The following is an 18252-nucleotide window of genomic DNA, read 5'->3' as shown; positions in this document are numbered from 1 at the left end:
AGTACCCTCTACGAAGGAATTGTATTCAAAATGAGCTATAATTCTGTGTTTATACTGAATCCCTGGGTCTCTTCTCGGTTCCATATAATCCCCACAATTTATTTATATTCACAATAAAACCTCCCATTAGTCCTATTAAATCTAGGTTTTTCTAATGAGAGGTTCTGATCTGTTGTCTTGAACTATTTCTACTATTAATAAATCCGAAAAACATCTTCCAAATCCTTCTCCAACAAGTCGCTTAATTTCTTCGCGGTCGCAGGTCCCACCGACTTCAACGATCTCTCAAGCAAGCTGATATAGGAATGACTTAAACCCGAGTGTTTTGCCAGCTCCCTTTGGGAGTACCCTTTGATTATTCGAGCCTTCACAAACGAATCGGTCTTAGCCATGATCCTCATATCTCTGCTCTCCTCCCCTTTTACATATATCTAAAAAAACAAATAAATCTCATTTATAAGTTGGATTATTCATGTCCTTATTGGGCTCAAACCTTTTAAAAAGTCTAAATGTCATAAGAGTAGATTAGTATCTATACTCATTATTCACGATCGCTTTAGCCTCGAAACCACTTGTTTACAAAAGTTAACGATCACTAACAAACTTTTTTCCAAAAAAGCATTTTATTTTCTGGTAACTATCTTTATTTTGCCAGATAATATCCCTGCTCCCCTTCTGTTCTCATCTTGTTCCCCTAGTACCTATTATATCACAAAATTTAACTATTGCAACCAAAAACGTTTACTTTAAACAACAATCTTCTCGGCTATTTCCCACCCTCCGCTCAGTGTACTTACTTTTGTATACATGATATTATTAAAATGTTTACTACTGTTTACTTTTCGAATCGCGAGGGTGAAAATATATGTATTTCTATGATAAATTACGAGATTTGCGTAAATTAAAAGGTTTTACTCTGCGGGAATTAGCTGACCGTTCTGGCGTTTCTGCAGCATACATTTCCCAGTTGGAAAACGGAAATCGCGGCATCCCGTCTCCGGAAGTGTTGATGAAACTTTCCGAAGGACTCAACACGTCGTACTCTGAGCTTATGGACCTCGCAGGATACTTGGAATCATCACCTTCCACAGAGAAATTCCAGAGCAACCCCGTCAATTTACGGAGGTTTCTACGCGAGAATGAGCTGATGTTCGATGGTTTTCTTTTAACCGATGAAGACAAAGAATGGGTCGAGCGGATGCTGACCGTTTTATTCTGGAAGCAGCGTCAGGAATCAAAACTTGAGGATGGTCAAACGATTCAGGGATAAACAATTAAAAAAGCCCATTTCATCCTATAAGAATGAAACAGGCCTCTCCAGATAGTTATTCTACTTTATCCCTATTAGTCTTCATCATCTGACAGACTACCGTTACCATTGTTCCCGTTCCCGTTGCCATTGCCATTCGTGCCATTTCCATTTCCATTTCCATTTCCGTTGCCGTTCCCACTACCGTTACCATTTGGTGCTGGTGCCTGCCCGCCGTTACCATTCGGCGCCTTAAAGCCATTGCCGTTCGGTGCCGGCGCCCCATTGCCATTTGGCGTCGGTGCCTGTCCACCGTTACCATTCGGTGCTTTATAACCATTGCCGTTTGGTGCTGGCGTCGGTGCTACATTGCCATTAGGCATTGGTGTCTGTCCTCCATTACCATTCGGCGCTTTAAAGCCATTGCCGTTCGGTGCTGGCGTCGGTGCTACTTGGCCTTGGCCACCGCCTTGACCTTTGCCACCTCCACCAAAGCCTTTACCTTCTCCCTGACCTTGGCTTCCGCCTTGGCCACCTTGTCCGCCTCCGGTTCCACCTTGACCTTTGCCGCCTCCACCAAAGCCTTTACCTTCACCCTGACCTTGCCCTCCGCCTTGGCCACCTTGTCCGCCTCCGGTTCCACCTTGACCTTTGCCGCCTCCGCCAAAGCCCTTACCTTCACCTTGACCGCCGCCTTGGCCACCTTGTCCGCCTCCGGCCTCACCTTGACCTTTGCCGCCTCCGCCAAAGCCTCTACCTTCACCTTGGCCACCGCCTTGGCCACCGCCTTGGCCACCTTGTCCGCCTCCGGCTCCGCCTTGACCTTTGCCGCCTCCGCCAAAGCCTCTACCTTCCCCATGACCATGACCACCGCCTTGGCCGCCTCCAGTTCCGCCTTGACCCGCTCCTTTAGCCCTTATATAAGCATATGTGATTGATTCGAGGGTACGATTATCTACCGCGCCAGTTACAGGAAGTCCGTGTTTTTTCTGAAAATACTTAACTCCCCTGACGGTCACATCATCATAATATCCGTTAATTTCACCTGAATAGCTGCCCAGTGTCTTCAGCATTCCCTGAATAACATATACGTCAGGACCATGCGCAGGTTTTCCTACTGCCCCTGCCAGGTTTGGCACATACAAGAGAAGCATGACTGACAGTATCACAACACCAAGATATTTTCCCGCAAACCTAGTGATTTTCGTTCTTTGTTTGTCATTTTCCTTCCATTGTTGCACTAGCAGACACCTTCCTTAAGTTGAGAATTATTTTACCGCGGTAATACTTTTCCCAACTCTCTAGCGCGCTACTTCATTTCTATTATGGGAAATATGGGTAAACTCGCGGTCTTCCAATCCCTTAAGGTAACTGGGTCTTTTCCTGCAAATGAGTTCCCCCAAAAGCAAAAAAAAGGACCGGCAAAAGCTGCCAGTCCCTTCCTATCAATCTGCCAACACTATTTAATAGGGTAATCAATCACAATCACATTATCAAGGATACCTTTGAGTGACTGCACAAATTCCTGATGAAGAGGATGGGGACCATATTGCTGTAAAGACTCGCGATCTTGGAAAGTCACCCGCAATCCCAGTGTGTATCCCTGTCTATTCCCCGTTTCTTCCGTCTCATTCACCCCTGCGGTTATTTCAACAATGCCCGGAATCTGGCCTTTGAACGACAGCAATTTCGCTATCAATTCCTGTTCCTTCGACGGAGCTAAAGTCTCCTTAAATTTAAAACAAACCATGTGTTCAAACATCACGTAGATCCAACCTCCTGATTGTAGTTATTCCTACCACAAATTTCATTTTATCATACTTATTTTACTAAGTTGCAAGGAGAGAACGTTGTTATTGTTAACAAATCTCAATACGGCCAAACACAATCCTCAGCCTTCATATCTAAAAGGAATCCCCGAAACGTCGTTTTTTCCAACTGATGCATATCCGTTCGATCCAGATAATCGATGCGGCAGCATAAGCGCGGCTCCATCCACTGCGTGTTGCCCTCTCTTACCGTGCAGAGCGGTGCAGCCAGCGTAAGAAATAATTCCTTATCCGCCATCGTAATACCCGCTGCCACTATGCCAACCGGCTTATGCTTCACCGTCCTGAAATTCAGCCCGATGACCAGTCCGAAAGGGTCTATTTTATACCCCAAAATTTCCACATGGATCGATTTCACAACCTTGATCTTAAGCCATTCGCTGCTTCGGCTAGCAGGCACATAAGTCGAGCTCTTCCGCTTGGCCACGATCCCTTCCATCTGCCGTTCTTTCATCATTTCGAAAAGCGCCTTCCCCTGCGACTCCACAAACAACGTCGGCATAAGTACCGGTGTAGATTCAATGGAATCTGATAAACGCTTTTTTCGCTCTATTAAAGGCTCATTTAAATGCTCTCTATCCGTATATAAAAGGTCAAACGCAACAAAAGTCACTGGATGCGTATGCACAGCACGGGCTATTTTACCTGATTGACTGATCCGGTCCCGATACATAAAGTCATCAAACGCAGGTATACCATCACGCAGTACAATCCCCTCACAATCCAAAATGGCAGAAGACGTCCTAATCGCTCCTAGGACATCCTGTAACTCCGGGAATTTGTGTGTGACCGCTCTCCCGCTCCGCGTGTAGGCTTCAATGCGGCTTCCCTGCTTATGGATAAGGATTCGAACGCCATCCCATTTCGGCTCAAAAATAAAGTGTTGATCGTCAAACGGCTCCCCACCCACACTGACAGCCATTGGTTTGATGGCTGAAAACAACATAAAAATCCCCTCCTGTTACCAGTTTGGGGATTTCATTAACGATCTAAACACGGTTTTCTCTCATCTGACTCTCCAACCACGCAAAAGCTTTCTTTCCCAAGCTCTTCCTTCGGTACATGGGTTACCTCTTTCTTCCGGCTTTACCGAAGGTGCCTAACTTACAAGCAATTGGCTGTTTATCGCATAAAGTGTAATCAAGGAAGGAGTGGTTGAATTGATGAAAATCACAATCGCTGCAGTCGGGGATTTGTTGATGAAAAAACAGATGATCGCCTCAGCTGCCCGGGAAGGAGGATTTGCCCCTATTTTTTCAAAAGTGAAACCCTATCTGCGAAAATCTGATCTTACGATAGGGAATCTTGAGACGACCTTCTCCGGCAAACATTTCCGCGAAAAGCCCGGAAAACTGTTGTTCAACGCTCCGGACAATTTCGCTGCTACGCTCCGGAACGTGGGATTCGATGTAGTAGGCACAGCCAATAACCATTGTATGGATGGGAAACGATCTGGTTTGAGGCGAACATTAAAAGTTCTCGATCGACACGGTCTGCGACATACGGGCACGTATCGCTCCGCCGGTGAAGCCCGCCGGAAACTGATTGTTAACGTAAAGGGAATTAAAATCGGAATATTGGCTTATACGAAAGGAACGAATGGGATTCGAGTCCCGGAACCTTGGTTAGTCAACCGGCTAAACCATAAAAAAATAATAGCGGACGTTCGGAGCTTAAAGAGTCGAACAGATTTTATAATCGCCTGCCTACATTTCGGGAAAGAATTTCGAACTTATCCCGACCGCAACCAAATCCAGCTCATGCAGGTGTTGTTTCATCATGGTGTGAATGTCGTACTGGGAGCGCATCCCCATGTGCTGCATCCGATAAGATTGTTTAAAGTGACGGACATCGACGGACTTACTAGAAATCGGGTAGCGGCGTCTTCTCTAGGAAATTTCGTATCCACCGAACTTCCTCGGCATACAGCTAGACTGCGAGGAACAATCTTGATGTTAACCTTGACGAAAAATGACAAAGGGATCACGGATGTGTTGAAAATATCAAGAGTGCCAACCCGTATTTTACAAAATGTAGGGAAGAAAAACGTTTATCGGGTTATACCGGATCGATAGAAAAAGTATGAATTCTGATGTTTGGGGTGAAGGCATGGTTTACTGGAATAACAAGTTAGGCAAATACAAAGCCTTATTAACAAATGAGGAACTAGCGCTTAATCTGCCACCAACAATCCTTGCAACCGAAGCAAACGTGAAGGGGATGTTGGAAAAATATCGAATCGTTTATCTAAAGCCGAGTAATGGCACCGGAGGCTATGGTATTTTTAAGTTGTCTCGCACGGATACCCGATATCGGTTGGCGAATGGCACGCGGCACCGTTCATTCGGAACCTTTAAGGGAACGTATCGCGCATTTCAGCATGCCAAAAGGAAGAAAGTCTACTTGGTGCAGAAGGGCATCCCCTTACTCCACTATCACGGACTTCCGTTTGATCTGCGCATTATGGTACAGCGAAACCGACACCGTAAGTGGGAGGTAACCGGAATCGTAGGACGACTAGCGATGCCTAATAAGGTCGTGACCAATTACCATAGCGGGGGTAAACCAATGCCAGTGGAAAAGCTGCTTTCCCCTTTTATGTCTAACAAGGAGCAACTTTCCTATGTGGAGTCGCTTAAGGCGCTAGGCATTAGGATTAGTAAACATATGAGTGGCATTTTCCCGAAATTTCGTTCCTATGGGGTAGATATAGGCATTGATAAAGAAATGAAGCCTTGGATCATAGAGGTCAATACACGTCCAGATAAATACATTTTTAATGCCCTTACCGATAAACGGATGTTTCGTAAAATCATACGGTACGAAAGATTCACCAAATTAAATAGATGATATAATTCAGCTCTGGATAATAGAGGGGGTTTGATCGCTGAAAATAACATAAAAATCCCCTCCTGTTACCAGTTTGGGGATTTCATTGACGATCTAAACGCCGTTTTCTCTCATTTGACTCTCCAACCACGCAAAAGCTTTCTTAAGCTCTTCCTTCGGTACTTGGGCATACCGATCACCGATGGAAACCTCATAACAGCAAGATGTTTCGTTTATTTCTTTTACATAATGTGTGAGTCCAACCCCAGTTACTTCATATAAGTTGATTAACAGGGATTCCATCTTCTCTTTTGGCATTTGGATATGTACGTGGAACATATTCGTGACTGGCTGAACAGGATTCGTAACAATACCGGGAACCTGATTATACCTAGCGGCAAGTTCAACAGCTCCCTCGTAATACTGCTCCATTTTATCCACACGCTGCTTGAAATAGTGACTTGCACTAACGATATACGGGTACAGACTGATTAGGTCGCCGCCGTGACGCCTTTTCCACACTTTAGACTCTTTCGTAAACGTCTCGTCTCCCGCAAGAATAGCGCCGGCAATGCCGCCAATCCCTTTGTAGAACGAAATATACACACTATCAAACAGCTCACAGATTTCGCGCGCAGACTTCTGATAATAAGGAAGAATCTCGTACAGTCTAGCCCCGTCCAAATGTAAGTGGATGCCCCGGCTGCGGCAATAAGATGAGATCTGTGTAAGCTCTTCGTAATCCGGAAGCTGACCGCCGATTTCCCGCTGTGGCAGTTCCAGCAAGATACAAGCGACATCATCTTTAAGTTGCTGCACATCTTCCAGACGAATTAACCGATCTTTCTCACCAAGCAAAATAGGCTGGATGTGATGAAGCTCCTTTAACCCGTCTTCCTCGTGAATTTCCAGATGGCTGAGCGGATGATAGGCGACTTTCTTGTTCCCTTTCCGGTCGCACCAGATGCGTAGAGCAATTTGCTGCGCCATAGTTCCACTTGGGAAAAAGACGGCCGCTTCTTTCCCAAGAAACGTTGCCATTTCCGCTTGGAAATCCTCTATCAGCTTGCCATTCCCGTAAGTATCTCCATCCGTAAGGCCATCAACGTCTTGCAAGGCGTCTATCAAAACTTGAATATTTCTTTTGCCATGTCCACCCAATGGGTAGCTAGTTTGTTGGAACGCTGCTAATAATGGATTGATTTTGTTCATTTGTATCGTACTCCTTTGTTTGTCATGGCTCACTCTTGGTCTCTGAAGGGCAGTGGATTATAATCAATCTAACGCTATTTCGAAAAGGGAGATTCAAACATGAAGGAAATCCTCATCGGTTCCATTGATCAATTTACTGCTTTTCCTGTGGAGGTTGAGCTTGACCGTGATCTATATTTTTTGATGCAGGTAGACGATGACCAGTACACCCTTTACTCAAGTGTTTGCCCTCATGGCGGCTACACCGTGGATCTGATTGACGGAGAGCTGGAATGCCCTTTGCACGGTTGGACGTTTGAAGTGCACACAGGACGTTGTCATAATGTGCCTAGCGCCAGACTCGCCTCTTATAACGTCATCCTTCGTGACAACCAGCTGTTCGCTCAGATGGCATGATCCTACGTATATTTTACCAGTGGTCAAGCTATAATAACAGCTGTTGTTATTATATGATCGGCTTTAGGAGGCTGCATGTCCGACAAGATGAGTACGAGCAAGTCCCAGGGAATGAAGTGGTGGCAGTTGACTTTACTCGGAGTCGCCTGCACGATAGGTACCGGTTATTTCCTTGGCTCCGGCATCGCGATTCAAATGGGCGGGGTCTCCGTCCTTTTCATGTTTATACTAGCAGCTTTCGGCACTTATCTTGTTTACGACGTTCTGGCTAAAATGACGGGTAAGGAACCCGAACAAGGCTCGTTTCAAACCTACGCCGCCAAGGCTTTCGGACGCTGGGCAGGCTTCAGCAGCGGTTGGGTCTATTGGTGTTCAGAGCTATTAATCATGGGAAGTCAGTTAACAGCGCTATCCTTTTTTACCCGCTTCTGGTTCCCCGGGTTCCCGATGTGGGTCTTTGCTACGGCTTATGCGCTCCTGGGACTTGGCGTTATTCTTCTGGGGACGAAAGTTTTCGAACGTGCTGAGCATGTTTTTGCCATTATCAAAGTATCCGCCATTGTGATGTTTGTGATTATCGCGGGCGCGGCGGTCTGTGGATTCCTTACAGGCGCCTACCCGCCAAAGTTTCCGACTACCCAGCAAGCCTTCTTGCCAAAAGGGGGAGTCGGTATTTGGTCATCCTTCATTTATGCTTTTTATGCGTTTGGCGGCATTGAAATCATGGGCATCATGGCCGCCAGGCTGAAGCGGCCTGAAGAGGCCCCAAAAGCCGGGAACTCGATGATTGTTCTTTTAACCATCATCTATATCGCCTCGTTAGCGCTCGCCTTGACTTTGATCCCTCTGAGCGATCTGCAGGGAAAGGAAAGCCCTTTTCAGGTAGCCTTAGGTTCCTACCGACTCCCGTTTGTTCCACATGCCTTCAATGCGATATTAATCATCGCGGGGTTTTCGACCATGGTCGCATCCCTGTTTGCGGTTACCACGATTCTTGTCTCACTGGCTCAAGATCACAATGCTCCCGCTATATTTGCTAAACGTACAGAGGGCAAACGCCAAATGCCGTTACCCGCCATCGGATTTACAACCGGCGGAAAAACGGCAGCCGTGCTAATGGCCTTATTTCTACCTGAAAAATTGTACGCCTATATCACCACCGCAGCAGGCATCATGCTCTTGATGAATTGGCTCTTCATCCTGCTCTCCTCAGGACGATTGCTTCAGTTATCCTTATGGGGGAAAATCAAAAGATACATAGGCATGGTTCTTATCCTAGCCGCTACGACAGGAACAGCCTTTCACCCGACGAGCAGACCTGGCTTCTGGATCAGCTGCTTGTTCATTGGGGTTATTGGCATTGTCACTTGGGGGCTCAGCTTCAAATGGAAGGAGCAGCTTCCTAGGAAGCAAACAGGGCATGAAAGGCTTTTAATCCAAAATGCACGCCAAAACCAATCAAGGATAAACCTGAAACGACGGAAATAACCGAAAGTCCGCGCGGCGACAGGAATTTGCGAAATACGCTGGCTAACGAAGCCATGATGAGATCCCACAGGATAATCCCCACGAACATGATCCCCGTATACAGCAGCACATGGTTCCTATCATACTTGGCAATGGTCTCAGCTAACACCGATCCATAGATCCCCAGCCAAAATAGGATGGACAAGGGAGAACTGATGGCCATGAGGAATCCGGTAAAAAAGGATTTGGACAACGTTTCTTCCGATTTATAACCTTCCGTTTTCAACTTGCCAGCACCAATGACGCTTTCGATCCCTGTATAGAGTAAAACAAAACAACCAAAAATCCATAGAAATGTCTTCATAAATGGCGTTGTAAGGAAGTGGACAAGACCGAAATAAATGAGAACGATCATAATGACATCAGCGAGCATGCCGCCTACGCCGATCATCCATGCATGCACAAAGCCACGTTTGATGCCTTTATCCAGCATTGCGGCATTAATAGGGCCGATCGGTGCGGAAAGCGACAACCCCAATAGTAAAAAACTTAGCATCACATACATTTTCAATCACCCATTCGCACTTTATACATACAAGCCCTACGGCTCGTATTATCCTATTCTTGGAATAAGGCTTGTATAACTTTGAACATGGTTTTGGCAATAAAAAAGTCATTGACCTTCACGCTGCGTAAAGCTGTAGAGTGAAGTTGTCAGGAGGTGAACAGATGGAATACACCGTACAGAGTCTCGGGAAGTTAGCAGGTGTGAGCACCAGAACGCTTCGGTACTATGATGAGATTGAACTTCTTAAGCCGGCAAGAATCAATTCGTCCGGGTATCGCATCTATGGGCAGGCGGAGGTTGATAGGCTGCAGCAAATTTTATTTTATAGAGAGTTAGGTGTGAATCTGGAGCGCATTAAAGACATCATCACAGCACCCACTTTCCATGGAGCCGATGCTCTTAGAGAACATCATGTACAACTCCTGGACAAAAGAGCCCGGCTGGATGCCTTGATTGCCAATGTGGAGAAAACGATAGCACTAAATGAAGGGAGAATATCCAATATGTCAGATATAGAAAAATTCGAAGGCTTTAAGCAACAGCTGATTGATGAGAACGAGAACAAGTATGGGAAAGAAATTCGCGAGAAATATGGCGATGAGCAAGTGAATAAATCGAATCAGAAATTGAAAAACATGACACAAGCTGAGCATAATGAGGTTACGAGACTGAGCCATGAAGTCATCTCCTCACTTGCAGAAGCTTTCAAAACGGGAGATCCGGCCGGAGAGGCCGCCCAAAAAGCCGCGGATTTGCATAAACAATGGCTATCCTATTACTGGAGCGAATACAGCAAAGAGGCACATGCCGGACTAGCCCAAATGTATGTGGATGATGAGAGATTTAAGGCATATTATGATGATAAACAACCAGGAACTGCACAATTTCTGAGAGATGCTATCCGCATTTATACCGGTTATAGAGACTAATCGCCCAGTGTACGGGACACTAGCATTTTTTCTATCATATCCTTCAAACATCCAGTTATTTAGAAGAAACCTGAATAGAATAGTATTACACCAGCCAGCCACCAGCAGCCATGTGTATGTCAACCTTCCAAGCCAAAAAAGCACAGGAACCCTTAGGGGCCCTGTGCTTTTTCGGTTATGAGTTGGCTGCTACGCCGCCGCCGGCAGGTTTCACCAACGCTTTGCTTTCCCATACACGGCTTCTCCACCGCAAATACATAATCAAGCCTCGCAACCATTCGTCGCAAGCAAAAGCAATCCATACACCTAGAAGTCCCATATGCATGTGAATGCCGAGCCAATACGCAAGCGGCACCGCAACGCCCCACATGGACAGAACGCCCATGGCAACTGGAAATCTAGCATCACCCGCCGCACGGAGTGAATTAATAACAACGAGATTAAAGGTCCGTCCAGGCTCCAGAATGACGCTTAGCAGTAAAATCCCCGATCCTATCGCGATAATCTCCGGATTATCCGTAAACAATCCAAGCAGCTCTTTGCGGAATATTGAGGCGATACCAACAACCACAAAGGTCAGTAAGAAGGTCATTCTCAGACTGCGAATGAGCTTATGGTACGCTGCCTTAAACTCGCCGGCTCCAACCATATGGCCTACGATAATCTCCGTACCCATACCGATCGCCATACCAAGTGCCATAAAATAATTTGTAATATTCATCACATACACATGAGTGCTTAACGCGACTTGACCGATAATATTTACAAAACTCACAATCATCAAATATTGAGATTGCCATGACAGGTGTTCCCCCGCAGCAGGCAGTCCAATGCTCAAGATTTGCTTCACAATACGTTTATCAAACGAGAGATAGTCCTTGAAACGAATCGGGAACGGAATCCGACGATATAAAATCACAAAAAGGACGATAACTCCAAGTAAACGGCTTACGACCGTGGAGACCGCTGCCCCCGTTACTCCCCACTCAGGGAATCCGAGGTTCCCGAAGATAAGCAGGATGTTCCCGACGACATGGACTACGTTCACGCCTAGCGTCACGTACATCACATCTCTTGTCTGGCCATTGGAACGAAGTACAGAGGATACTGCATACGACAGAGCTTCAACCCATATAAAAGCACTGATCAGGTTCAAATATTTCTTAGCTATGGCAATCTGGTCAGGAGCCAAGTTCATTAGCTGCATGATCGATTCGCCAAATACGACCAAGACGATGCTGACTGCGATCCCGAATAATAAATTGATCGTTATCGCCAATGCTGAAATTCGACTCGCTTCCTTCGCCCTGCCTGCACCTAAATTCTGGGCTACAGCAACACTCGTTCCGATTCCGACGAAACCAAACATCAGGATGCAGAATACGATAATTTCATTTACTAACCCGACAGCTCCGGTTACTTCATCCGAAATCCGACTGAGCATGAACACATCTGCGGTACCAAGCATCATCCGTAGAACGGAGTCAATGAAGATCGGCCACGTGATGGCGAATAGACTTAGCTTTTTCCATGTTGCTGTTGACTGAGTGTCTATCATTTTCTTCTGTGCTCCTCAATATTCAAATGCTTTTAGTTTAGGATACGTAAGCGATTTCAGTCAAATGCTACTAATATCCAACAAAACAACCTTGGATTTTCTCTTTCGAGGAAGTCCAAGGCTGTTCTATGTTTCGAAGCTATTTTACACGAACCCATGCACCGCGATTATCCGCCGATTCAATTTCAGCTTCTGCAATGACAATGCTGTCCATCGTGCTGAAAGGTGTAGCTGTTGCTACGTTTTGTCCGGAAATCAAAGTCTCAACGAAATATTTGAGTTCCTGGTAGTAGCCCATTTCCGCAGAGATTTCAGGCTTGAAGCCAGGACCGTCGTTCACGTTCACTTTAAGTCCCTCTGCGTTGAAAATAATGTTGCCTTTTTCAAAGTTAACGCGGAACTGCATATCGAAGCCATAATCCCCTTGCAGCGTCCAGTCTGCTTGCGCATTGATGACCTTGCCGTCTTCGTACAAATAGTTGGTTGAAACAACATCGTACCCGCTGCCCGGCACGACGTTACGAGCCAAAGTGGAGACGGATTCCGGTTTACCGAACAACCAGTTAATCATATCGATGTCATGCACGTGCATGTCGAGAAGAGCTCCGCCGCTTTTGGCATTCTGTAGCAGCCATGGTCCCCAAGTTGGCGTTCCTCCGCCGCGGTAGAAGTACCCAGCGAGAACCTTGCCATACGTTTCGTTTGCAACGGCTTGCTTCAAATACTCGTAGGCTGGCCAGAAGCGCAGGCATTGACCGACCATCAGCTGCTTCCCGTTTTGCTCGGCAGCTTCAATCATGTCCTTGCACTCTTCGGCATTCAGCGCCATCGGCTTTTCACATAGAACGTGTAGACCTTTATTCAAACATTGAATGGAAATCTCTCGATGCAAAAACGTTGGCAGCGTCATATCTACACAGTCCAGCTGCTCTTTTTCAAGCATCTCAGCAACGCTTGTATACTTATTGTAAACGCTGAAGTCAATGCCGGAAGAACCCGTATCGATGTTCCCTCCGGACGCATTCCCTTCCAGCTTCTCGATATCAATATCGCATAAAGCCACGACTTTAATTGGAACCCCTTCGGCTTCGAGGCGAATGTAGTTTTCCAGATGTGTTCTCCCCATAAAACCTAACCCGATTAATCCGATTTTCAACATGGCTTATTTCCTCCCCAGAATTGCGTCCATAGCACCAGATGTATTATAAATGATTTGCTGACCGTGATGCGTATAGCCAGGAATCATCTCAGCGATCACATAATCTTCGTAGCCAATTGCTTGCAGCGCCTTCACGACTTCCGGATAGTTCACATCGCCTGCAAGTAAATCAACAAATCCATGCAAACCTCCCGCGGCGCGGCGATAATCTTTGAAATGAACTTTTTTGATACGGTTATTTAAAATTGAAATCCAGTGCTCCGGGTAACCGGCATATACGACATTCCCTACGTCGAAATAGGAACCGACATATGGCGAATTGATTTTATCAATAAAATCTCTCATTTCCAGTGGTGACAACAAAAATTTATTCCAAACATTTTCAATGCCGATGGATACTTTCAGAGATTCCGCAACCGCAGACAACTCACTGAACCCTTCCAGTGCATGATCGTAGGCTTGATCATATGGCACCACTTCAGCGTCCGGAATGAAATCTACGCCAACCGCACCAGGTACAACCAAAATCGTGTCTACGCCCAAAATCGCTGCGCTTTCCAGCTGCTTTTTGATGATATCTTTCGCTTTTTGACGCGTCCCGGCATGTCCACTCGTGATGGGGTACGTCCAATATAAACCGCTGGCTAAGCTCGTTAATTCAATGCCTTTATCATCAGCCATCTTGCGGTATTCTTTGATTTCGCTTTCATTGCTTTCAAGACTGAGCTCGCCTGTTTCGTTCAAAGCCAATTCGATACCGTCAAACCCGGCATCCTTCGCGACAGCTATACATTCCTCCACCTTCATGGAGCCTGGAAATGACCAAATATTTATCCCTTTTTTCATCGTTATCGCCTCCGTCTCTTACCTCTATTATAAAAGACGCGGGCAGGATAAGATTTATCCAAAAAGCCGATTTATTTGCACTTTTGCCAAAACGAATATGATAAAATAAGGCTGGGTCCTATCACCACTACGACGCTAAGAAAGGACGGACAGCATGGAATTCCCTCGCATACAGCTTCAAGAATCACTAACCATTCAAAATCTCATTTCCTTTCACTATTTTGAGTATGCAAAGGGATATGTGTTTGACGGCGAACAACACGACTTTTGGGAAATTCTATATGTCGACAAAGGTGAGGTCGAGGTTCGGGCCGATGATCACATCCACACGCTTCAGCAAGGGCATATGATTTTTCATAAACCGGAAGAATTCCATACCGTTAGCGTAAAGCATGAGCATAAACCGCCTAATCTTATCGTCATTTCCTTCGAATGCGCGTCGGAAGCGATGTCTGATTTTGAAAATAAAATTGTACCGCTGGGCGACCGGGAAAGAAATATGTTATCCCTCATTATCCAAGAAGGGTTCCAAGCTTTTCTGCCTCCCTTTGATCAGCCTTCCGTACATCATCTGGAACGGAATCCGGGAGCCCCTTTTGCCAGCGAGCAGTTGATCAAAACGTATTTGGAAGCGCTGCTTATCACGCTGATTCGCAATCAAAAGTCGGCTGCTTCAACGATAGATCCAGCCACCAGGATCAAGCAGTCCTCGTTACAAAAAGAAAAAGCCGAACAACGTATCGTTCAGCAAATCATCGCTTATTTAAAGGAAAATCTGTCGCAATCTTTCACCCAGGATCAGTTGTGCCAAACGTTTCATTTGGGAAAAAGCCGATTGAAGGAGCTTTTCCAGTCACAAATGCAGACCGGTGTGTTAGAAGCGTTCAAATCGCTCAAAATCGAACAAGCCAAAACCTACATCAGAGAAGGCCGCTACAATTTCACGGAAATTGCCGCGATGCTCGGGTATGCCAGCATTCATTATTTCTCCAGAGACTTTAAGAAAACAGTGGGGATGTCCCCCTCGGATTATGCGAAATCGGTGAAGGCGCGTGTTTAACTTGCTCTACATGCGTTATTGGTGTTTTCATTGGATATCATCCAACGTGGCCACATGCGCTTATCAAAAAAGCACCCATTCTGGGTGCTTTTTTACAATCCACTTTATTTAATGACTTTCAACAAACGTTTTGCTGTACCATTAGCCGTTTCAATGGTTTCATACACATTCACAGTGAATGGATAGCTGAATTGATCCGTTGTAATGTTCGAAGCATCCAACGTCTGTACGCCGCTAATCAATTTATTGTCGCCATTAAAAGCCGCATCTTTGGAGCCAATTACGCGACCCGCGTTATCGACGATCTCGAATCTCAATTTGGAGAAGTTGTTGTCTACAACAACATTCTCTTTTTGCTCGATACCCAGATCAAGACGTACTTTGTACGTGTAAGTCAATTGAGGTGTCGTTACCGAGTTAACTGTCACATCATTGAATTTCAGATCAAATGGATACAAGGAAATCGTTGAGTCTGTGTCTTCCTGCTGCAGATCCGTTTGCAATGCTGCAATTGTTGTTGTGTACGGGGCAGCAGCAACAGAATCAAGCAGCTTCATGGAAAAGCTGGTTCCCGTTTCCGATTGCGGAACGATGTAAGAGTAGCTTACGACGTAGCTGAGACCCGGATTCATCATTTGAGTAACATTAGCTTGGCGAGCTCCTTGGTACGTTAGACCTTGCGTACTCACCAATTCCGATGCGAACGCAGGCAACGCGATTGGCGTTGTGCTCGTGTTCGTTAGTTTGAACTTGGCTACAGCAGTTTTATAACCCTCACCTGGGTTCTCATGCAGGTGAAGCTCCATCAAAGACACTTGTGTCGATTTGTCAACCACTTTCGTCAAGGCATCGAACGCGATCGGTTGACCGATCGTATAAGGAACTGCTGTTGAAGTCCCTTGCTCTTTCGGCCATGCAACAGCCAATTTACCTGTCGCTAATGTCGCCGCATCGGTTCCGCCTTTCGGAACATAGTTATCTGTTGACAAGACAACCAAGTCAGACAAGGTCACGCCATTTTCAACCGGGATGGCAAAATGAATATATTTTTGCTCGCCGGCTTCCAAGGTAACTGGCTCTACTTCCGCGCGTTTTCCTTCGTAGTTCTTCGTTTCGGACTGCGCATCCATACGGAATGCTGGCACTGTTTCGCGGCCTGTGCCAGGGTTGCTAGCAAGAACAGTAACGACTGCTACACGGCCTGCGGTTGTATTTTGCATGGAAGCTTCAATTGCTGTATAGGTTAATCCGGAATTAACACCTGGGATCGAGAACGATTGGCCCCAAGCAATGTTAGAAAGACTTTGCAACGCCGCACTTCCCGTTGCACCATACCATACGGAAGTGGTTGGCATTGCAAGCAGTGTTGTTTCCACTTTCGGGTATGAGTAAACGTCAACGTTGACGAAAGATAACTGATCAATTGTGCCAATTTCCTTCGTATCAACGGCTGTCATATAAACAAGCTCACCGATTTCTTTCGGCTGTAAGGACTCTTTATTGGTTCCGCTCGGTTTCAGCGTATAGGACACCCCGGTGGAAGTCTGCACGCGAAGCTCATGCTCAGGCACCCGGTTCTGTGTCACGCCTCCATTGTATAAGCGAACAGTGACAGCAAGCTGTGAACCGGTAGCCGTTGGCGTCACGGCTACACTTTTCACGGCTGCGCGGATGTCGCTTGTCAGTCCATAATTGACTGAAGGGCTGCTGACTGGCGCTGCATCGGCTGCCCATACGGCGGTGCCGCCTTGCACGATCATGGCGCCAAGCATAATCGCGGTCAGACTGTTTTTCCATGGTCTTTTTTTCATGTATATACGCTCCTCTTTGTGTAGTTTCGCTGTCGGTTTATTTCGCTGCCGGTGTTGCACTCGCGGCTGGGGAAGCACTAGCGCTCTCTACCTTTTGTCCGTCCTTCAATGTGTTTTGTCCGGAAGTGACTAATTTCTCGCCATCTTTGACGCCATCTATTACTTCTTGGAACTCTCCACTGATACGTCCAAGTTTCACTTTACGTTTCACATATTGATCGCCTTGTTCAACAAACACAAACGTATCTGATTCTTCACGAATTACGCTTAACGTTGGAATCGCAACAACTTGTTCTTCGGTTTCCGTCGTTAGCTGCACCATGAATCTGCTACCTGGCTGAAGCTGGTGATCACTGTTTGGAACTTCCAACTCAAGTGTGTATGTTTTGGTTGCCGCGCTCATAATTGGAGCTAAATAGCTGATTTTTGCTGTTCCTTTTTTGTCCGGTGTATCTGGATTATAGTAAACCAGCTCTTGTTTCCCTTTGACAAGCTGGTAGTTGGTTTCGGTAAGCTCTGTTTTGATTTTAATCGGATCAATTTGCTGAACTTGACCGACCTTACCGGCTGCCGCGGAGATCGTTTGTCCAACGACCACGTTGAAGTCAGTTAGTACGCCACTGCCCGGTGCCTTAACTTCATAATTCTCCAAGGAGCGAGTTGCATCCTCTAAAGCTAAGCTGGCAGATTCTGCCTGCGTTTGAGCGGAAGTGATCGAATCGGAATTATCAAAGGCCGACAGCTTGCTTTGTGCTGCTTCCAAATTCATTTGGGCACTGTCCAAAGCTTGCTTCATTTGGTCCACTTGATGCTGAACCGCCGTACCTGCATCAAAATCATTACGCATTTTGTTGTAATCTTGCTGTGCGTTAGTCAAAGCAGTTTGTGATCTTGTCACATTGTCAGCCAAATCCTTGCGGTTGTTCACTTTGTTGTCTCGTGCTTGCTGTAAAGATTCTTGCGCACTTTTCAAAGCTAGCTCGCTTTTCCGTTGTGCGGACAAGGCGTCTTTATTATCGATAACGAAGAGAACTTCACCTTTTTCCACGTACTCTCCGCGTTTTTTCACCACGTTCAGCACTTCACCGTTTGCTTTTGAAACAACATCCAGCGTCGTTCCTGCCGCTACATCGGCAACTTGCTCAATGGGATTGCTAATTTTTTGCTTCTTAACAGCCTCGGTTTTAACCGCTTTTGGCGCTAACGAAACCGTCGCAGCCCCCTTGGCTCCTGGCGCGGAACAGGCGGACGCTAAGACCGCAGCTGCGGTCAATAGCGCAATTACGCCCATCGAGCGATATTTAAATTTACGTTTTCTCGAACTATCGTTAATCATCTA

18 protein-coding genes are annotated in these 18252 nt (G+C 46.1%); 7 read left to right on the top strand and 11 right to left on the bottom strand.

All coding sequences use genetic code 11. From position 1 onward, the window contains the following. Positions 1-194: 194 nt before the first annotated feature. The gene (locus ACKTT9_RS10685) at positions 195-401 is read right to left on the bottom strand and encodes a helix-turn-helix domain-containing protein (RefSeq protein ID WP_127454443.1); all 207 of its coding nucleotides are present in this window, start codon (positions 399-401) and stop codon (positions 195-197) included. A 464-nt stretch (positions 402-865) separates the two neighbouring features. On the opposite strand from ACKTT9_RS10685, the gene ACKTT9_RS10680 reads away from it, so the two are divergent. After that, positions 866-1270 carry a helix-turn-helix domain-containing protein gene (locus tag ACKTT9_RS10680; RefSeq protein WP_407871518.1) on the top strand — a complete coding sequence of 135 codons (405 nt, stop codon included), beginning with the start codon at positions 866-868 and terminating at the stop codon, positions 1268-1270. 74 nt (positions 1271-1344) lie between these two features. Here ACKTT9_RS10680 and ACKTT9_RS10675 read toward each other — a convergent pair whose 3' ends face one another. From ACKTT9_RS10675 to ACKTT9_RS10665, 3 genes are all read right to left on the bottom strand, one after another. Continuing rightward, positions 1345-2490: a peptidoglycan-binding protein gene (locus tag ACKTT9_RS10675; protein ID WP_407871517.1), complete on the bottom strand. Its 1146-nt coding sequence runs from the start codon at positions 2488-2490 to the stop codon at positions 1345-1347. Between the two features lie 218 nt (positions 2491-2708). Then, positions 2709-3011 (bottom strand): Dabb family protein, encoded by a 303-nt coding sequence (locus ACKTT9_RS10670; protein ID WP_407873006.1) that lies wholly within the window; start codon positions 3009-3011, stop codon positions 2709-2711. A 107-nt stretch (positions 3012-3118) separates the two neighbouring features. Next, entirely contained in the window at positions 3119-4024 is a 906-nt protein-coding gene (locus tag ACKTT9_RS10665) for an RNA ligase family protein (protein WP_407871516.1), read from the bottom strand. Positions 4025-4241: 217 nt separating this feature from the next. Here ACKTT9_RS10665 and ACKTT9_RS10660 point away from each other — a divergent pair, with 217 nt between their 5' ends. Continuing rightward, positions 4242-5153, top strand: a complete 912-nt coding sequence (locus ACKTT9_RS10660; RefSeq protein ID WP_407873005.1) for a CapA family protein — start codon at positions 4242-4244, stop codon at positions 5151-5153. Positions 5154-5187: 34 nt separating this feature from the next. Beyond that, positions 5188-5928 (top strand): YheC/YheD family protein, encoded by a 741-nt coding sequence (locus ACKTT9_RS10655; RefSeq protein ID WP_407871515.1) that lies wholly within the window; start codon positions 5188-5190, stop codon positions 5926-5928. Positions 5929-6021: 93 nt separating this feature from the next. On the opposite strand, the gene ACKTT9_RS10650 is transcribed toward ACKTT9_RS10655, so the two are convergent. After that, positions 6022-7119, bottom strand: coding sequence for a threonine aldolase family protein (locus ACKTT9_RS10650; protein ID WP_407871514.1), 1098 nt, complete (start codon positions 7117-7119; stop codon positions 6022-6024). 99 nt (positions 7120-7218) lie between these two features. On the opposite strand from ACKTT9_RS10650, the gene ACKTT9_RS10645 reads away from it, so the two are divergent. Continuing rightward, entirely contained in the window at positions 7219-7515 is a 297-nt protein-coding gene (locus ACKTT9_RS10645) for a Rieske (2Fe-2S) protein (protein WP_315954122.1), read from the top strand. Between the two features lie 75 nt (positions 7516-7590). Next, the gene (locus ACKTT9_RS10640; RefSeq protein WP_407871513.1) at positions 7591-9003 is read left to right on the top strand and encodes an amino acid permease; all 1413 of its coding nucleotides are present in this window, start codon (positions 7591-7593) and stop codon (positions 9001-9003) included. Here ACKTT9_RS10640 and ACKTT9_RS10635 read toward each other — a convergent pair. Then, entirely contained in the window at positions 8918-9547 is a 630-nt protein-coding gene (locus ACKTT9_RS10635) for a LysE family transporter (protein ID WP_157322567.1), read from the bottom strand. The genes ACKTT9_RS10640 and ACKTT9_RS10635 overlap by 86 nt on opposite strands. A 164-nt stretch (positions 9548-9711) precedes the next feature. Between ACKTT9_RS10635 and ACKTT9_RS10630 the strand changes: the two genes are divergently transcribed. Beyond that, entirely contained in the window at positions 9712-10479 is a 768-nt protein-coding gene (locus ACKTT9_RS10630; protein WP_407871512.1) for a MerR family transcriptional regulator, read from the top strand. 175 nt (positions 10480-10654) lie between these two features. Here the strand turns inward: ACKTT9_RS10630 and ACKTT9_RS10625 are convergent, their stop codons facing one another. The 3 genes from ACKTT9_RS10625 to ACKTT9_RS10615 form a co-directional block, all read right to left on the bottom strand. Continuing rightward, complete coding sequence (locus ACKTT9_RS10625) at positions 10655-12037, bottom strand: MATE family efflux transporter (RefSeq protein WP_157322571.1); 1383 nt, start codon at positions 12035-12037, stop codon at positions 10655-10657. Positions 12038-12176: 139 nt separating this feature from the next. Further along, on the bottom strand, positions 12177-13196 hold the full coding sequence (locus ACKTT9_RS10620) for a Gfo/Idh/MocA family protein (protein WP_407871511.1): 1020 nt from the start codon (positions 13194-13196) through the stop codon (positions 12177-12179). A 3-nt stretch (positions 13197-13199) separates the two neighbouring features. Then, positions 13200-14042 (bottom strand): sugar phosphate isomerase/epimerase family protein, encoded by an 843-nt coding sequence (locus ACKTT9_RS10615; RefSeq protein WP_407871510.1) that lies wholly within the window; start codon positions 14040-14042, stop codon positions 13200-13202. Positions 14043-14196: 154 nt separating this feature from the next. Between ACKTT9_RS10615 and ACKTT9_RS10610 the strand changes: the two genes are divergently transcribed. Next, positions 14197-15102 (top strand): AraC family transcriptional regulator, encoded by a 906-nt coding sequence (locus ACKTT9_RS10610; protein WP_407871509.1) that lies wholly within the window; start codon positions 14197-14199, stop codon positions 15100-15102. Positions 15103-15206: 104 nt separating this feature from the next. On the opposite strand, the gene ACKTT9_RS10605 is transcribed toward ACKTT9_RS10610, so the two are convergent. After that, positions 15207-16913 (bottom strand): hypothetical protein, encoded by a 1707-nt coding sequence (locus tag ACKTT9_RS10605; RefSeq protein ID WP_407871508.1) that lies wholly within the window; start codon positions 16911-16913, stop codon positions 15207-15209. A 37-nt stretch (positions 16914-16950) separates the two neighbouring features. Then, positions 16951-18249 (bottom strand): efflux RND transporter periplasmic adaptor subunit, encoded by a 1299-nt coding sequence (locus tag ACKTT9_RS10600; RefSeq protein ID WP_407871507.1) that lies wholly within the window; start codon positions 18247-18249, stop codon positions 16951-16953. Positions 18250-18252 lie beyond the last annotated feature (3 nt).

Origin of the sequence: Paenibacillus sp. P36 (assembly GCF_045866505.1) — a bacterium.
Lineage (GTDB): Bacteria > Bacillota > Bacilli > Paenibacillales > NBRC-103111 > Paenibacillus_E > Paenibacillus_E chondroitinus.
Note: the sequence above shows the minus strand (reverse complement) of the source record. Positions and strands in the feature narration are given on the sequence as shown.

What these genes read in the sequence shown, in the direction of transcription:
- ACKTT9_RS10680 (WP_407871518.1), top strand. Translation starts at nt 866, where the DNA reads ATGTATTTCTATGATAAATTACGAGATTTGCGTAAATTAAAAGGTTTT.
- ACKTT9_RS10645 (WP_315954122.1), top strand. Translation starts at nt 7,219, where the DNA reads ATGAAGGAAATCCTCATCGGTTCCATTGATCAATTTACTGCTTTTCCT.
- ACKTT9_RS10630 (WP_407871512.1), top strand. Translation starts at nt 9,712, where the DNA reads ATGGAATACACCGTACAGAGTCTCGGGAAGTTAGCAGGTGTGAGCACC.
- ACKTT9_RS10615 (WP_407871510.1), bottom strand. Translation starts at nt 14,042, where the DNA reads ATGAAAAAAGGGATAAATATTTGGTCATTTCCAGGCTCCATGAAGGTG.
- ACKTT9_RS10605 (WP_407871508.1), bottom strand. Translation starts at nt 16,913, where the DNA reads ATGAAAAAAAGACCATGGAAAAACAGTCTGACCGCGATTATGCTTGGC.
- ACKTT9_RS10640 (WP_407871513.1), top strand. Translation starts at nt 7,591, where the DNA reads ATGTCCGACAAGATGAGTACGAGCAAGTCCCAGGGAATGAAGTGGTGG.
- ACKTT9_RS10655 (WP_407871515.1), top strand. Translation starts at nt 5,188, where the DNA reads ATGGTTTACTGGAATAACAAGTTAGGCAAATACAAAGCCTTATTAACA.
- ACKTT9_RS10660 (WP_407873005.1), top strand. Translation starts at nt 4,242, where the DNA reads ATGAAAATCACAATCGCTGCAGTCGGGGATTTGTTGATGAAAAAACAG.
- ACKTT9_RS10600 (WP_407871507.1), bottom strand. Translation starts at nt 18,249, where the DNA reads ATGATTAACGATAGTTCGAGAAAACGTAAATTTAAATATCGCTCGATG.
- ACKTT9_RS10650 (WP_407871514.1), bottom strand. Translation starts at nt 7,119, where the DNA reads ATGAACAAAATCAATCCATTATTAGCAGCGTTCCAACAAACTAGCTAC.
- ACKTT9_RS10625 (WP_157322571.1), bottom strand. Translation starts at nt 12,037, where the DNA reads ATGATAGACACTCAGTCAACAGCAACATGGAAAAAGCTAAGTCTATTC.
- ACKTT9_RS10620 (WP_407871511.1), bottom strand. Translation starts at nt 13,196, where the DNA reads ATGTTGAAAATCGGATTAATCGGGTTAGGTTTTATGGGGAGAACACAT.
- ACKTT9_RS10685 (WP_127454443.1), bottom strand. Translation starts at nt 401, where the DNA reads ATGAGGATCATGGCTAAGACCGATTCGTTTGTGAAGGCTCGAATAATC.
- ACKTT9_RS10635 (WP_157322567.1), bottom strand. Translation starts at nt 9,547, where the DNA reads ATGTATGTGATGCTAAGTTTTTTACTATTGGGGTTGTCGCTTTCCGCA.
- ACKTT9_RS10670 (WP_407873006.1), bottom strand. Translation starts at nt 3,011, where the DNA reads ATGTTTGAACACATGGTTTGTTTTAAATTTAAGGAGACTTTAGCTCCG.
- ACKTT9_RS10665 (WP_407871516.1), bottom strand. Translation starts at nt 4,024, where the DNA reads ATGTTGTTTTCAGCCATCAAACCAATGGCTGTCAGTGTGGGTGGGGAG.
- ACKTT9_RS10610 (WP_407871509.1), top strand. Translation starts at nt 14,197, where the DNA reads ATGGAATTCCCTCGCATACAGCTTCAAGAATCACTAACCATTCAAAAT.